Origin of the sequence: Streptomyces sp. AHA2, assembly GCF_036857595.1 — a bacterium.
Classification (GTDB): Bacteria; Actinomycetota; Actinomycetes; order Streptomycetales; family Streptomycetaceae; genus Streptomyces.
In genome coordinates, this window is the sequence record NZ_JAUQWJ010000002.1 from 388,511 (window position 1) to 402,800 (window position 14,290).

11 protein-coding genes are annotated in these 14,290 nt (G+C 74.8%); 2 read left to right on the forward strand and 9 right to left on the reverse strand.

What is annotated here, in order from left to right:
- Nucleotides 1-74 precede the first annotated feature (74 nt).
- Nucleotides 75-3,866, reverse strand: a complete 3,792-nt coding sequence (locus Q5694_RS05855; RefSeq protein WP_333930956.1) for an nSTAND1 domain-containing NTPase — start codon at nucleotides 3,864-3,866, stop codon at nucleotides 75-77.
- A 212-nt stretch (nucleotides 3,867-4,078) separates the two neighbouring features.
- On the opposite strand from Q5694_RS05855, the gene Q5694_RS05860 reads away from it, so the two are divergent.
- Nucleotides 4,079-5,446, forward strand: a complete 1,368-nt coding sequence (locus tag Q5694_RS05860; RefSeq protein ID WP_333930957.1) for an NB-ARC domain-containing protein — start codon at nucleotides 4,079-4,081, stop codon at nucleotides 5,444-5,446.
- Here the strand turns inward: Q5694_RS05860 and Q5694_RS05865 are convergent.
- Genes Q5694_RS05865 through Q5694_RS05900 form a run of 8 tightly spaced genes read right to left on the reverse strand, consistent with a single transcriptional unit; the run spans nucleotide 5,433 to nucleotide 12,672 of the window.
- A complete protein-coding gene (locus Q5694_RS05865) occupies nucleotides 5,433-7,274 on the reverse strand; it encodes an ABC transporter ATP-binding protein (protein WP_333930958.1) in 1,842 nt (613 codons plus the stop codon). The two genes, Q5694_RS05860 and Q5694_RS05865, sit on opposite strands and share 14 nt — an antisense overlap.
- Nucleotides 7,264-9,015: a S9 family peptidase gene (locus Q5694_RS05870; protein ID WP_333930959.1), complete on the reverse strand. Its 1,752-nt coding sequence runs from the start codon at nucleotides 9,013-9,015 to the stop codon at nucleotides 7,264-7,266. The genes Q5694_RS05865 and Q5694_RS05870 overlap by 11 nt, the downstream gene beginning before the upstream one ends.
- A 4-nt stretch (nucleotides 9,016-9,019) precedes the next feature.
- Nucleotides 9,020-9,835 carry a hypothetical protein gene (locus Q5694_RS05875; RefSeq protein WP_333930960.1) on the reverse strand — a complete coding sequence of 272 codons (816 nt, stop codon included), beginning with the start codon at nucleotides 9,833-9,835 and terminating at the stop codon, nucleotides 9,020-9,022.
- 5 nt (nucleotides 9,836-9,840) lie between these two features.
- Nucleotides 9,841-10,242 (reverse strand): actinodefensin-associated protein B, encoded by a 402-nt coding sequence (gene adfB, locus Q5694_RS05880; RefSeq protein ID WP_333930961.1) that lies wholly within the window; start codon nucleotides 10,240-10,242, stop codon nucleotides 9,841-9,843.
- A 2-nt stretch (nucleotides 10,243-10,244) separates the two neighbouring features.
- Nucleotides 10,245-11,726 carry a hypothetical protein gene (locus tag Q5694_RS05885; RefSeq protein ID WP_333930962.1) on the reverse strand — a complete coding sequence of 494 codons (1,482 nt, stop codon included), beginning with the start codon at nucleotides 11,724-11,726 and terminating at the stop codon, nucleotides 10,245-10,247.
- Nucleotides 11,710-12,309, reverse strand: coding sequence for a hypothetical protein (locus Q5694_RS05890; RefSeq protein WP_333930963.1), 600 nt, complete (start codon nucleotides 12,307-12,309; stop codon nucleotides 11,710-11,712). The genes Q5694_RS05885 and Q5694_RS05890 overlap by 17 nt, the downstream gene beginning before the upstream one ends.
- The gene (locus tag Q5694_RS05895; protein ID WP_333930964.1) at nucleotides 12,294-12,467 is read right to left on the reverse strand and encodes a hypothetical protein; all 174 of its coding nucleotides are present in this window, start codon (nucleotides 12,465-12,467) and stop codon (nucleotides 12,294-12,296) included. The genes Q5694_RS05890 and Q5694_RS05895 overlap by 16 nt, the downstream gene beginning before the upstream one ends.
- Before the next feature lie 34 nt (nucleotides 12,468-12,501).
- The gene (locus tag Q5694_RS05900) at nucleotides 12,502-12,672 is read right to left on the reverse strand and encodes a hypothetical protein (RefSeq protein ID WP_333930965.1); all 171 of its coding nucleotides are present in this window, start codon (nucleotides 12,670-12,672) and stop codon (nucleotides 12,502-12,504) included.
- Nucleotides 12,673-12,879: 207 nt separating this feature from the next.
- On the opposite strand from Q5694_RS05900, the gene Q5694_RS05905 reads away from it, so the two are divergent.
- Nucleotides 12,880-14,286 (forward strand): phosphotransferase, encoded by a 1,407-nt coding sequence (locus Q5694_RS05905; protein WP_333930966.1) that lies wholly within the window; start codon nucleotides 12,880-12,882, stop codon nucleotides 14,284-14,286.
- The last annotated feature ends 4 nt before the right edge of the window (nucleotides 14,287-14,290 follow it).

Consider the following 14,290-nt stretch of genomic DNA (forward strand, 5'->3'; position numbering starts at 1 on the left):
CGTCCTTCCGTCTGCGGACCGTACAGACCTCCCGCCAAGGGGTTCGCGGGTGTGGACCGGGCCGTGATCTGCCCTCAGCAGGGCGGCCGGTACACGTGCTGCGGGAAGTACTGCCGCCACTCCGCGCGGGTCACGGCGGGCGAGGCCGTGGCGCAGATCCGGGCCGTGACCCGCTCGACGTCCGGGTCCCACAGCAGCGCCGTCCAGTCCTCGCTGCCGGTGGCGAGACGCCGGCCGTCCGGGCTGAAGGCGAGCGAGTCGACGGCGTCGGTGTGCCCGGCCAGCACGGCCAGTTCCGGGGCGCCCTCCCCGCTCACGTCGTACAGCCGCACGGAGTGGTCGGAACTGGCGGCGGCGAGCATCCGGCCGTGCGGCGCGAAGGCGACGGACATGACGCCGTCCGTGTAGCCGGTGAAGCGGGCCCGCCGCTCGGGGCGGTCCGGGTCGGTGACGTTCCACAGCTGGATCGTGCGGTCCTCGCTGCCGGTGGCCAGCGCCCGCCCGTCGGCGCTGAACGCGACGCTCTTCACCGCGTCGGTGTGGCCCTCCAGGACCGCGCGCCGGGCGGGCCGCTGCCGGTCCGTCACGTTCCACAGCACGGCGGTGTGGTCGCGCCCGGCCACGGCCAGGACCCGGCCGTCGGGGGCGAACGCCACGGAGTCCACCCCGCCGGGGCCTGGAAGTGCCGCCAACGGACGAGGACTGCGGAGGTCGGATGTGTCCCACAGGCGGACGGTGCCGTCCTCGCCGCCGGTGGCCAGGGTCCGGCCGTCCGGGGCGAACGCCACCGCGTTGACGTGGCCGACCCGGGCCGGGACGGTGCTCAGCGTCCGGGAGCCCTCTGTGGCCCCCGGGCGCCAGAGCCGGAGGGTGCCGTCGGCGCTGCCGCTGGCCAGGGCGCGGCCGTCGGGGCTGAAGGCCACCGAGTTGACCGGACCCGTGTGCCCCGTGAGCCGCACCGAGCGGCCGGGTCGGTCGCCGCCCGGCAGGGACCACAGGCGGACGGTGCGGTCGTAGCTGCCGGTGGCCAGGCGCCGTCCGTCCGGGCTGAAGGCGACGGAGTAGACCGAGCTGGTGTGGCCGGTCAGGGCCGGGCCCGGCAGGTCCCACAGCCGGGCCGTGCGGTCCTCGCTGCCGGTGGCGAGGCTTCGGCCGTTGGGGCTGAAGGCCAGCACACCGACCCTGCCGGTGTGGCCGATGAGGACCGCGAGGTCACGGGCGGGGCCGGACCCGGTCACCTCCCAGCGGCGGACGGTGGCGTCGGTGCTGCCGCTGGCCAGGGTGGAGCCGTCCGGGCTGAAGCCCACCGCGTTCACCGCGTCGGTGTGGCCCTTGAGCACCCTCACCAGCCGGGCGTCGCCCGGCTCGCCCACGTCCCACAGCCGCACCGCGAAGTCGCCGCCTCCGGTGGCGAGCCTCCGGCCGTCCGGAGCGAACGCCAGCGCGTGCACCTCGCCGCCTTCACCGTCCAGGGACGCCCGTTCGCGGATCCCTCCGTCCCCGTCCCACAGGCGCACCGTCCCGTCGGCATGGCCCGTGGCGAGAGTGCGGCCGTCCGGCGCGAACGCGGCGCCGGTCACATCGGACGGCACGCGCCGCCCGGCGAGGGCGCTCGGCTTCCCGGACTCCGGCAGCCGCCACAGCCGGATGCCGTCGCGCGCGGCCACCGCGAGGCCGTCTGCCCCGAACACCAGCGCGACGACCGGGCCTTCGCCGCCCGGCAGCCGCGCGGCGAGCCGGGGTCGCACCGCGTCACCGATGTCCCACACCAGCACCGTGCCGTCCGCGCCTCCCGCGGCCAGCGCCCGCCCGTCGGCGCTCACGGCGACCGCGCGCACCGGGCTCGCCGACCGCAACGGCCCGCCGAGCGGGCGCGGATGATGCGGATCCGAGGACCGCCACAACCGCAGCGCCCGGTCGGAGCCGCCGGTCACCAGGAGCCGGCCGCCGGCGCCGAACGCCAGCGCGGTGACCATGCCCGGCTGCCCGGTCAGCGTGGTGGCGTACGGCGTGGCGAAGGTGCTGAGCACACTGCCCCGCGCCTCCGGCGTGGGGGACAGCCGGTAGGCGGCCAGACCGATCTGCGCGGCCAGCGCCGGATCGAGCGTCCGCAGCGCCGCCGCCTTCTCCGCGGCCCGCTGCGAACTCACCGCGTCCCGCTGGGTGTCCGCGATGCGCTGCGCCCGCACGGCGAGGAACGCCGTCACGCTCGCCAGCACCAGCAGCACGCTCAGCAGCGCCACCATCCCGCGCCGCAGCCAGGCGCGGCGCTGCGCGGCGGCCTCCTCGGCCGCCCGCGCGGCCAGGCTCGCGTCCAGGAACCGCCGCTCCTGCCCGGACAGCGCGGCACGGTCCAGCGCGCTCGCCATGTCCAGACGCGTACCGCGGTACAGCGCCCCGGGGTCGCGCCCCAGGGCCTCCCACGTCTGGGCCGCGTCGGTCAGCCGGCGTAGCGTCCGGGTGACCTCGCGGTCCTCGGCCAGCCAGCCGTGCAGCCGGGGCCAGCACCGGATCAGCGCCTCGTGGGCCAACTCCACCTGCTCGTGGTCGAGCGTCAGCAGCCGTGCCGTGGCGGCACGGTCGAGCACGGCGTCGATCCGGCCGGCGTCGGCCCCGGCCAGCCCCTCCAGCTCCGCCCGGCGGGCCGGCCGGCGCGTGTCCTCCGTGCCCTCGCCCAGCGCCGTCAGCCGCACGAACACACTCCGCGCCAGCTCCCGCTGCCCGGCGTCCAGATCCTGGTAGAACTCCTCCGCCGTACGGGCCAGCGCGCCCTCCAGGCCGCCCGCCGTCTCGAACGCCTCCAGGGTGAGCGCGTTGCCGCGCCGGCGCCGCCAGGTCTGCAGCAGGGCGTGCGACAGCAGCGGCAGCACACCGGTCTGGCCGTGCGCCTGAGCGGTCAGGGTCGCGAGGAGCGCGCCCTCGATGGTCAGCCCGGCCCTGCGTGCCGGCTGTGTCACGGCCCGGCGCAGCTCGTCCAGGCTCATCGGCCCGACCGGCACCTGGGCGTCCCGCATCGCCGCCACCAGCAGCGCGTTCCGGGTGCAGTGCGCGTAGAAGTCGGCGCGCACCCCCAGGATCACCCGGCAGCTCGCCTTCTCCGCCGACGCGGCCGTGATCAGCGACTCGACGAACCGGTCCCGCTCGGAGTCGTCCCGGCACAGCGTGAAGGTCTCTTCGAACTGGTCGACGACCAGCACCACGTCGCCGTCGCCCGTCGCGGACCGCGCGGTGATCTGCCGCACCACGCGGCCCAGGTTCTCCGGATCCTCCCGCAGCTCCCCGTACAGCCCGCCGGGCGCGACCCCCGCCGGCCCGCCGAGCCGTACGGCACACTCCTCCAAGGGCCGCGGCCCCGGTGTCAGCACCACCACCGTCGCCGCCGGGCGCAACCTGGGCACCAGCCCCGCCCGCAGCAGCGAGGACTTGCCCGAGCCCGACGCCCCGGTCACCACCACGAACCGCTGCCGCTCCAGCCGCCCGGCCAGGTCGTCCACCAGCTGTTCCCGGCCGAAGAACCACTCCGCGTCCTCCTCCCGGAACGGCCGCAGCCCCGCGTACGGCGGCGCCGCCCCCGACTCCTCCGGGCCGGGCTCTTCCTCCCCGAGCCGCTCCGCCACCTCCCGCCAGCGGTGCTCCCACTCCGTCACGTCCCCGTCGCAGGCGCGTACGTAGGCGAGCGTCACCGCCAGCGTCGGCAGCCGCTGCCCGGACGCCGCCGAGGACAGGGTCGAGATCGAGTAATGTGCCCGTTCCGCCAGTGTCCGGTACGGCGGATTCCCCGCTTTCTGCCTCAGCCGGCGCAGGCCGGCCGCGAACTCCAGTAACGGACCGTCTCCCGCCTCCAGCGGGCGTTCTCCGCGCGGCATGGCCGCACCTCCCCGTAGCCCCCCGGCTTCCCCCAGGTCACCACCAGCGCGGTGACCTCACATTCTTCAAGAGCCGACGGCCCCGCACCAGTGACTCCCAAGCCACCCGGATTGTTCGACGTCTGTATGTTCGTCGCCGGTTCCCCGAGGCCGAACAACGCCGGACCGCTACACCTGATGGCGTACCGGCAGTGACCGACGGGGAGAAGCACGTGTCGCACAGCAATGCCGTACCGAGTCCGGAGACCGCCCGCACGCCCGAGGAGTTCGTCCGGCTCCTCCGCCGGCTGCGGGCCTGGTCCGAACTGACCTACCGGGAGCTGGAGGTCCGCGCCCAGCGGCACGGACTGCATCTCGCACGCAGCACCACCGCCGCCGTGCTCGGCCGGGGCGCACTGCCCCGCGCCGGGTTCGTCCACGCCTACGTGGCGGCCTGCGGCCTGACACCCGAGCCCTGGCTCGGCGCCCGGCGGCGCATCGCGGCCGCCGCCGACACCCCGGACGCCCCGCACCCGGTCCCGGCGGTCGTCCCGGCGCAACTGCCGAGCGACCTGGCCGACTTCACCGGCCGCGAGGCAGAACTGGCGTCGATCGAGGCCGGACTGACCGCGACGGACGCGACAGCGCCCGGCGTCGTACCCCTGGTGGCGGTCTCCGGCCGGGCCGGCGTCGGCAAGACCGCCCTCGCCGTGCACGCCGCGCACGCGCTCACCGAACGGTTCACCAACGGCACCCTGTTCGTCGACCTCCGGGGCGCGAGCGGCACGCCGGCCGAGCCCCGGGACGTCCTCGTCCGGTTCCTCAACGCCCTCGGCCTGCCCGGAGCGACCCCCGTGCCGGACTCGGTGGAGGAACTCGCCACGCTCTACCGCACCCTGTCCGCCCACCGCGACATCCTGGTGGTGCTGGACAACGCCGCCTCGGAGCGTCAGATACGGCCGCTGCTGCCCGGCGTCGGCGGCCCGGTCGTGCTGGTCACCAGCAGGCACCGGCTGACCTCGACGGTTCCGTCGCGCTCCGTCGAACTGGAGCCGCTGCCGGCGGAACAGGGCGTGGAACTGCTCGCGCGGATCGCCGGAGCGGACCGGGTCACGGCCGAGCCCGACGCCGCGGCCGACCTGGTCCGGCTGTGCGACGGATGCCCGTTGGCCCTACGGGTCGCGGGCGCCCGGCTGGCCTGCCGACGGCAGTGGCCGCTGGACCGGCTGGCCGGGATGCTCCGGGACGAACGCCGCCGCCTCGACGAACTGGCCATCGGCGACCTCGCCGTACGCGCCTGCCTGGAGCAGGAGTACGCGGCTCTGCCCGACGCCGCCCGGCGGACCTTCCGGATGCTCGGGCTGCTGGCCGCTCCGCGCTTCCCGGCCACGGCCGCCGCATCGCTGCTGGACTGTCCCGCCGACCTGGCGGACACCCACCTCGAACCCCTCGTCGACGCGGGCCTGCTCACCGCCGTACCCGGCGAGGACGGCGACGCCACGACGACGTACCGTGTGCCCGACCTCGTACGGCTCTACGCGCGCGAGCGGGCCACCGCCGAGCGGTCGGCGGCGTGGCACCCGGCGCTCACCGGTGGCTGAGCGGCCGGTGAGCGCCGTCGTGGTAGGGCAGGGCCTGGAGCCGGAAGAGCCGGGCGTACGTCCCGTTCCCGGCCATCAGTTCCTCATGGCTGCCCTGCTCGACCACCCGGCCGCCGGCCATGACATAGATCCGGTCGGCGTGGCGCACGGCCGAGAAACGATGCGAGATCAGCAGGACCGTGCGGTCGGCGAACAGCTCCCGCAGCCGGTCGCCCAGGTCCGCCTCCGCCTGCGGGTCGAGGGACGCCGTCGGCTCGTCGAGGATGAGGAACGGCGCGTCCCGGTAGAACGCCCGCGCCAGCGCCAGACGCTGCCACTGGCCCAGCGACAGGTCGCAGCCGTCGCTGAACTCCTTGCCGAGGACGGTGTCGTAACCCCGCGGCAGCCGCTCCAGGAACATGTGGGCGCCGGCCCGCTCGGCCGCCGCGACGATCGCGGCCGGGTCGGGCGGCGCACCGGCCCGGCCGAAGGCGATGGAGTCGGCCGCGGTGAACTTGTAGCGCAGGAAGTCCTGGAACACCGGTGCGCACACCTCCCGCAGCAGCGCCGGGTGGGGCGCCGGTGCGCCGTCGAGGACCAGACGCCCCGTGTCCGGCGGGTACAGCCCCGCGAGGAGCTTGGCCAGGGTGGTCTTGCCCGACCCGTTCTCGCCGACCAGCGCGACGAACTCGCCCCGGCGCACGGTGAGGCTGACCCCGTGGAGCGCCGGGCGGGGTGAACCCGGGTACGTGAAGCCGACCGACTCGGCGCTCAGTTCGCCGAACCCGGACGTCCGGTCGGGCAGGGCCGGGACGGCCTCGGGCTCGTCGGCGTCGGCCGCGAACGTCCGCAGGTCCATGAGGTAGAACAGCGCCTCGCCGAGGCCGTTGAGCATCGCGCCGAGCGCCTGCACCCGGCTCGTCATCAGGAACAGCCCGGTCACGGCGGCGACCGCGGTGGGCACATCGACCACGTCGGAGCCGATCAGCCCCCACACGGCACCGATGACGGCCAGGGTCAGCGCGTCCGCGCCGAGCCGGGCGAGCATCCGAGTGCGCAGGGCGCCGCGCTGCCAGGACACCGTCTCGTCGATCTCACGCCGGTACTCCGCGTCCCACCGGCCCCGCAGGGCCGGCCCGAGACTCAGCGCCCGCACCTCCTTGGCGCCCTCCCGGCCGGTGAGCAGCTGCTCCACGTACTGGCGCACCCTCCGGTCCTCGGCGAGGCTGCGGTGCAGCCCGTACCCGGCGTTGCGTTCGGCCCGGGCCGCCCGGACCACCGGCAGGGCGCTGAGCAGCGCGAAGGGCAGCAACCACCAGGCCAGCAGTGCGAACGCGGAGCCCACGGCGACCACCGTGAGGACCGCCTGCAAGGCCGTGACCAGCATCGTGACCACCATCGTCGGCTGCGACCGCGAGGCGAACACGGCCCGCTGCAACGCGTCGTGGAACCCGGGCTCCTCGAAACGCGCCAGCTCCGCCCTGGTCGCCGAGGCGAGCACGGTCCCGATGACATGCCGGTCGGCCTTGGCCGCCAGCACCCGGTTCCGGGAGGAGGCGAACAGCCGTAGCAGCCCGCCCAGGGAACCGATCGCGACGATGAGCACGACGGAGACGATCACCTCCCGCCCCCCGCCCGCACCAGGACCGGAGCCGGCGGCCAGCACACTGCCGAACACGTTCCTGACCAGCAGGACCAGCGCCATGATGCCCAGCGACGAGACCAGTTGGGAGGCGACGACCTGGAGGAGCCGCCTCCGGTCGGCGCGCCAGACCAGGCGTACGGCGAACGCCAGGCACGCGGCCTGCTCCCGCGCTCCGATCTTCGCCGGTTGCGCCTCAGCGGACATGGGCCGCCACCCCCGCCGGCTTCCGTGCGCAGAGGTCCAGCCAGCGCCGGTGCTCCCGCGCCAGGGTGCGGTGGGTCTCGGCGTACTGGAAGGTGTGGCCCTCACCGGGCAGCAGCACCAGCCGCGCGTGTCCGCCGGCGGCGACGATGCCCCGGTACAGCCCCACGGCCTGCTCGGGTGGCGTCGCCGGGTTCGGGTCCCGGGTGCCGTGCGCGATGAGCACCGGCCGGTCGAGCCGGTGCGCGAACAGCAGGGCACTGAAGGCGTGGTAGATCTCGGGCGCCTGCCAGTAGGGGCGGCGCTCGTACTGAAATCCGCCCGGGGTGAGGGTGCGGTTGTAGCAGCCGCTGTGCACGACGGCCCCGTCCAGCCGGGGTTCGGAGGCCAGCGCGTAGAGCGCCAGACTCGCGCCGAAGCTGTGCCCGCCGACGACCACGCCCCGGTCGAGGATGCCTGGCCGGCGTCGTGCGAGCGCGTCCAGGGCGTCCCGCACGGCGCCGGTGATCTGGGGATGCAGGGTGTCGACGGTGGCGTCGGCCGGCCAGCGGGGCACCAGGCTCAGATGCGCGACGGGCCCGGCGCCCGGGCAGGGTGCCGCAGCGCCGCCGAGGCCGGGTTCCTGGGCTCGGAGCCAGAGCAGGAGGGGGCCGGGGGTGTCTTCGTCGTCGGTGAGGGCGAGGCCGGGGGGTGGGGGCGGGGCGGTGACGGGCCGGGGGGCGGTGATGCGCGATGGGCTGTGGGAGGGCCGGGGGGCCGTGCTGCCGTCGGGAGGCGCTGGTGCGTCGGGCGTGCGGTTGCCGGCGGGTGCCGGTGCGTCGGGTGCGCGGTCGTCGGGGGACGCCGGTGCGCCGAGTGCGCGGTCGTCGGGTCCCGGTGGTGTGCCGGGTGCGCCCAAGGGCCGGCGGGAGCCGGGTGGGACTCGCTCGGCGCCCCGCCCCGAGAGGTCGGCCGGCGTCGTGGCCCAGTTCAGGCGCTCGGAGTGGGACGTCTCCTCGTCGAGGTGCGTGACCAGGAGGTGTTCGCCGTCGTCCGGGTCGGGGTCGAGGCCCCGGACGAGCAGGGGGCCGGTGAGCGGCCGGAGGGGGCCGCCGCCGCCCTCGGGGTCGGGCAGCAGCACCACCTGGACGGCGGCCAGAGCAGCCAACTCCGGTACGCCCTGCGGGAAGGCGAGCCAGCCGGGGCCGTGCGCCTCGCAGGCCACGGGGGCGAGGCCCGGCTCCGACGCGACGGTGTCCGCCTTCGTGGTGGTGGCCGGGGCGGGGCTGAGCAGGACGAGCCCCGAACCGCACCAGGCGAGGGGTGGTTGCCCGGTGCCGCCGAGGCCGGTGAGGGACGTGGCTGCCCGGATACCGTCGTGCACGACGACCGTGCGCGCACGGTGGTCGGCGACCCAGGGATGCGCGTACCGGCCCCGCAGGGCGAGCCCGGCGACCAGGGGCAGCCGGGGGTGCCATGCCAGTGCGCCCGGGGCGATGCCCTCGACGGGCACCCGCCAGGGGTCTTCCCCGCCGTCCGCCGGCCCGATCTCCACCCGGAGCGGCCGGGCCCGTCCGGTGTCGAGCCCCGCGAGTCCCGGGTCGACCCGCAACTCGCCCCAGACGGCCAGCTCCGGATGCACATCCCGCAGACTCGGATACGCCGGTGTGGTGATCAGGGCCCGGACGGCGAGGCCGGGGGCGGAGTCGATCCGCTGCCAGGAGTCCATGCGCGCCGGGCTCGTGCTGCCCGGGTGAGCGGGCACGACCTCAGCCTGCACGGTGGACCGCCGGAGAGGTGAGGGTGACACTGTCGATGAGCGCCTTCACTCCGCCGATCCCGGCCACGGGCGGGCAGACCGGTTCCCCTCGGGCGTCCAGCCCCTGAGCGCACGGCACACCCAAGTCCGTCATTTCCGGCGGGAGTTCAGACTCCCCGCTGACCACGGTCGTGCTGACCGCGTCGCGCCGGGCCGGTTCCATGAACCGCAGCAGATGCTTGAGGGAGCGGCAGGCGGGACAGTCGTCGGAGACATAGAGCCGGACCGCGCTCACCCGCTCCTGGCAAGCCTGCGCCGTCGCTTCGGAGTTCTGCTCCGCCCGGCGGTCGAGGGCGCGGACGACGCCGTAGGTGGTGGCGGCCGACAGTACGGCGGTGCCCGCGCGGACGAGGAACCGGCGCTCCGGGCCCGCGGCGGCCGCGACTGCCGCGAGGAGGGACATCGTGGCGTTGGCCCTCACGTGGGTTCGTCCGATCGCGGCCAGGCGCGCGGACGCGAAGCAGGCGCACTTCGTCCCCCGCATACGGTGGGCGGCCACGGTCAGCGCGGCGTAGGAGCCGGCCGGGGCGAGCGCGGCGAGCCGGCCCGGCGCGACCAAGGCCACGGTGGCGGCGACGAGTTCGGCCGCGCCGACCAGCCGGGGCCCGTCGGGGGCCGCGAGCGGCCCCGAGCCGACGGGCCAGTCGAGTTGCTCGGCGGGGGTGACCGCCTTCGCGACGCCGGAGACCAGGAGGGGGCCGGCGAGCGCGGCCACCGCCATGTCGGGCAGCAGATGACGCAGCGTCCTGCCAAAGGTGACGCGCAAGGGACTTACCTCCGATCGGTGTCCGGCGCGGGTGTCTCCGCCGGAGTGAGGGCTGACGGATCCGTACCGGGTGCGGCCGGGGTGGCTGGGGCGTTGTCGCCCGAGGCGGGCGGGACGCCGTCGTCCGGATCGTCCAGGCAGGGCGGGACGTCGTCCGGGTCCGGCGGGACCACGAGCCAGCCGTCGTCCGCGAGCTGCCGGCTCATCCGCCGTACCGCCTCGCCCGCCGGGCCGGTGCCGGCGCCGGGGAGGCCGTGGCTGAGCAGGCGTTCGACGACACGTGCCTCCTGCTCGCCGCATTCGGCGACGCGCAACGTCGAGGCATGCACCAGGACGGCGCCGCCGAACGGCAGCGGTGTCATCCGCACCTGGGGAGCGAGCCGGGGCAGGGCGTGAGGGGTGGGCATGGTCAACCTCGCAGCCATCGGTCGAGCCAGACCATCCGGAGCAGGACCAGGGCCTGGGCACTGAGATCACGGCCGTCCCGCAGGATGCCGATCAGGGCGGCCGGTTCGATCAGCCCCAGGTCCGCCAGCGCGCTGCCGCGCTCCAGCTCGGCGACGATCTTCGGCCGCTCACGGTGCAGATGAGCCGCCGCCGCGAGCCGCAGCCAGTGGCGCGGGGTGCTCTTGCGGACGCCGGTGACCCGGTGAGCCGCCACCGCCGTGCGCATCGGGACGTGCGACTGGAAGGTGCCGCCCCGGATCCGGCCGAGCCGGTGCGCCGGAAGCGCGCCGACCGCTGCGAGCACCCCGGGCTCCAGGGCGGGCAGGCGCGCGCCGCCGTCCCCGTGCTCGCTCAGCGCCGCTTCCGCGCGGCCGAGGACCGACGGCAGCAGCTCCAGGTGCTCGCGCCACACGGCCAGCGACCCGCGCCGGGCCGCGTCGAACGCCTCCCGGCCCCGCTCGGTGAGCCCGGGCACCCGGTCGGCGCCGGTCGGCGAGGGCGGCGGCGGGGCGCCCACCGGCTGACTGTCCGGAAGCTCCTCCACCCGGTCCGGGTCGTGGACGACCCCCTTGTCGAACAGGGCGCGTGCCTGCTCCAGGGACCGCAGCGTGCCGGAGACATGGAAGGGCTCGCAGGCCAGCAGCCGCCAACTGCGCGGCCCGAGGCGCGCGTCGGGCAGCCGGGCCGACATCAGCGGGTCGAGCAGTGCGCCGCTCACCACGGGAAGTCCGGTGTGGGCGGCGAGCCGTTCGGCCAGCAGCCGGGGCACCTCGGTGTCCGGCAGCGGCGGGAACGGCTCCTCGCCGGTGACGCGGTGGTGGTCCAGCAGCCCGAGCAGGTCCAACGGCACCCGCTCGCACGGCAGTCCCGGGATCCGGGGCAGTGCCGCGGGGCCGAACCGGTCGCCGAAGTCGGCGTGCACCAGCGGCGGCCGATGCCCGGCCCGCAGCGCGGCGACGGCGACGAACGCCGAGGACAGACCACCGCTGAAGGCGATCGCGTACGGCCCGGCCGACGCGTCGAGCGCCTCCGCCAGGGCCTGTTCAGGGCTGCGCCGGGTCGGGGCGGTCTCCGGCCGGTGCCGGCTCACCCGTACGCCGTCGCGGTCCAGCCGTACGGTCACTCCGGTGGCCAGGCGGTGGACGCCCGGCAGGGGAGTGCTGTCGGGCGCGGGCGCCGTACCCAGGGCCATGGCGATCAGGGCTCCCGGATCGGGCTGGGGGAGGGGCCGGCCCTCCTGGAAGCCGGCCAGGTCGCCGCTCCACTCCAGCCGGCCGTGACCGACCCGGTAGTACAGCGGGGCCCGGCCCGGCAGGTCCCGGCGGAGTTCGAACGCCGTGCCGGTGGCGAGCAGGCTCACGCCCAGGGGTTCGGCGGCGAGTTCCGGCCGGGTGCGGCTCACCCGGCCCTCCGCGCAGATGACGACGTCACGCACTGTGCTCACCCTCCGGTGCGTCGGTGTAGATCTCGACGTATTCCTCTTTCACCGGCAGCGACGTGCTGAGGACGGCGCCGCCGCAGCGCACCCACGCGTAGAAGCCGGCGGGCGGTGCCGCCGGGACGATCTCCCGGCCGAGGTGGAAGGAGGCGGCGAAGCCCATGTGGCGCAGGCCGACCGTCAGACAGATCGCGTCCTCCACCGGGTCCAGGAAGCCCACGCTCATCCGCTGCACGGCACGCAGACCGGACACGGCCGTCGCCGCGCGGCCCACCGGCCCGAAACGCCGGGGGCGGACCTGCGGCCAGGGGGCGAAGTCGAAAGTTCCGCCGTCCCGCCGGGACGACTCCAGAAAAACCCTTCCCGCGCGTGCCGACTTCAGCAGCGCGGACACATCCCCATGCAACAGCGCCGGTACATTCCCGTTCAGCAGCGCGGAGCCGCCCGTCTTCAGCAGCGCGGACACTTCCCTCACCCTTTCCCGCACACTATTTCCGTCACCGACGTCGTGACGCCGGTCCGTTCCGGTGGTGCCGTCGGCAGCCGGTCGGCCGCCGACGGCACCGGTGAACGTCAGGGCGTCTCGCACGCCCACCATTCACAGATGAGCCCGTGGCAGCAGTCGGAGTCCCAGAGGCACATGGCCCCGTTCGGGCTGCACGCCTCGGCCGTCTCGGTCGGTTCCGAGAACATGTGCTGCTGGAGACCGCCGGCGGCGATGCGCTCGGCGACAGAAACACCGGTCATGACTTTCCTTTCCCTCGGGTGCGGAACCCGCCGCTCAGGCGCGGCAGGTCCACCACTCGCAGAAGCGCGGGTTGCAGCAGTCGGAGTCGAACCAGCAGCTCTGGCCGGGGAACTTGCACTCCTCGGCGATGGCAGTCGGCTCCGAGAACATGTGCTGCTGGAGACCACCAGCGGCAATGCGCTCGGCCACGGAAACGCCAGTCATTTCATTTCCTTTCAGGTCGGATTCCGATGACGAGAAAGACGCTAGGAGCGAAGTCGAGGGCCGGGCAAGGATTTGCGTCCGTCCCGGACTGTCCCGGACTGTCCCGGCCGGGACGGGTCGACCAGATGCCTTGACTGGGCGGCACGCCGCGGATTCTCATCAAGAACTGTGAATATCAGTGCCATTCCCATGGAACGCGACGGAATCTTGTCTCTGCTGATTCACGACACCGGGGAGTTCTGGAGCCTTCCCGAACACCGGATGGGCGAGCCGGGTGCGGTCAACTCCTGGATACGTGACCGATACGGCGTCGAGGCGGGAACCTTGGACGTCATGCGGATATCGCCGGAAACCTCGGCGCCACCCGCGTACCTCTTCGCGCACGAGACGCACGAGACCCGCGAGACGCCCAGGGCCGCCCGCGCCGACACTCACCTACCACCCGGTGCGCGCTGGGCGCCCGTCACCGAACTCACCGATGACCGGCGCGCCTTGCCCGGCCACCGCCGGCTGCTCCGTCTCTGGCTGGACGGGCGCCGCGCTGCGGGCGACGCCTGGCTGCCCTGGCAGCGCCCCGGCTGGTTCACCATGGCCACGGCATGGGCCGAGCGGGAGCTGCGCGGGCTCGGCATCGAGACCGTCGGCCCGGCCCGGCAGAACGGCTTCCGGGCCTGGTCCTGTCAGCTCCTGCTGCCGACCACGGCCGGCCTCGTCCATCTCAAGGCGAGCCCGCCGCCGCACGCGCACGAACCCGCCCTGACCCGGCTGCTGTCCGAGTGGTTCCCCGGCTCGGTCCCCTCCGTACTGGCCGTCGACACCCGCAGGCGACTGATGCTGACCGCCGACTTCGGCCCGGTACACCGCCCGGAAGGTACGGCCCGCATCGTCTCGTACTTCGAGCGCGTGGCCCGGCAGGTCGCCCTGCTGCAAAGGGAGTCGGCGGACCGAGCGGCCGAGATCACCGCCACGGGCTGCCCCGCCCACCCCCTCGACCGGCTTCCGGAGCTGTTCGACGACCTGATCAGCCAGGCCTCCTCCGCCGGGCGGGACGAACCGACCCCCGAGGAGTCCGCACGCCTACGGCGACTCCTCCCCGGCTTCGCCCGCGCCTGCGCGCGACTCGCGCTCCTCGGCCTCCCGGACAGCCTCGTCCACCACGACCTGTGGCGGGGCAACGTCCGCGACGACGGTGACCAGGTGCTGCTCTTCGACTGGGCCGACAGCGTGCTGACCCACCCCTTCCTCCAACTGGACGTCCTGCTCAAGGATTTGGCCGACGCCCTGGGCTCGGCCGAGGCCTCCGCCGAAGCCCGCGAGCAGGTCCGCGACAGCTACCTCGCGGCATGGGCGGGACACCGGCCGCCGCCGGAGCAACTGCGGACGGCCGCCGCACTCGCCGCGGCCATCGCCCCCGTCAGCCGTGCCCTGCTCATGCGCGACCGGCTGGCAGCGGCACCTGCGCACCTCCGCAGCCGCTACCGGGGGGCGATCGCCGCACCCCTGCGCACCTGCCTTCCCCCTCCCGAGCGAGAGCCCGGGGACCGGGACACCACCCCCGAGCGAGAGCCCGTGGGCCGGGGCACCACCCCCGAGCCCGCCACCCGACGGACCTGAGGAG

Excerpts from the sequence above, each read along its gene's own strand:
- Q5694_RS05855 (WP_333930956.1), bottom strand. The coding sequence starts at position 3,866 with ATGCCGCGCGGAGAACGCCCGCTGGAGGCGGGAGACGGTCCGTTACTG.
- Q5694_RS05865 (WP_333930958.1), bottom strand. The coding sequence starts at position 7,274 with ATGTCCGCTGAGGCGCAACCGGCGAAGATCGGAGCGCGGGAGCAGGCC.
- adfB (WP_333930961.1), bottom strand. The coding sequence starts at position 10,242 with ATGCCCACCCCTCACGCCCTGCCCCGGCTCGCTCCCCAGGTGCGGATG.
- Q5694_RS05895 (WP_333930964.1), bottom strand. The coding sequence starts at position 12,467 with ATGACCGGTGTTTCTGTCGCCGAGCGCATCGCCGCCGGCGGTCTCCAG.
- Q5694_RS05900 (WP_333930965.1), bottom strand. The coding sequence starts at position 12,672 with ATGACTGGCGTTTCCGTGGCCGAGCGCATTGCCGCTGGTGGTCTCCAG.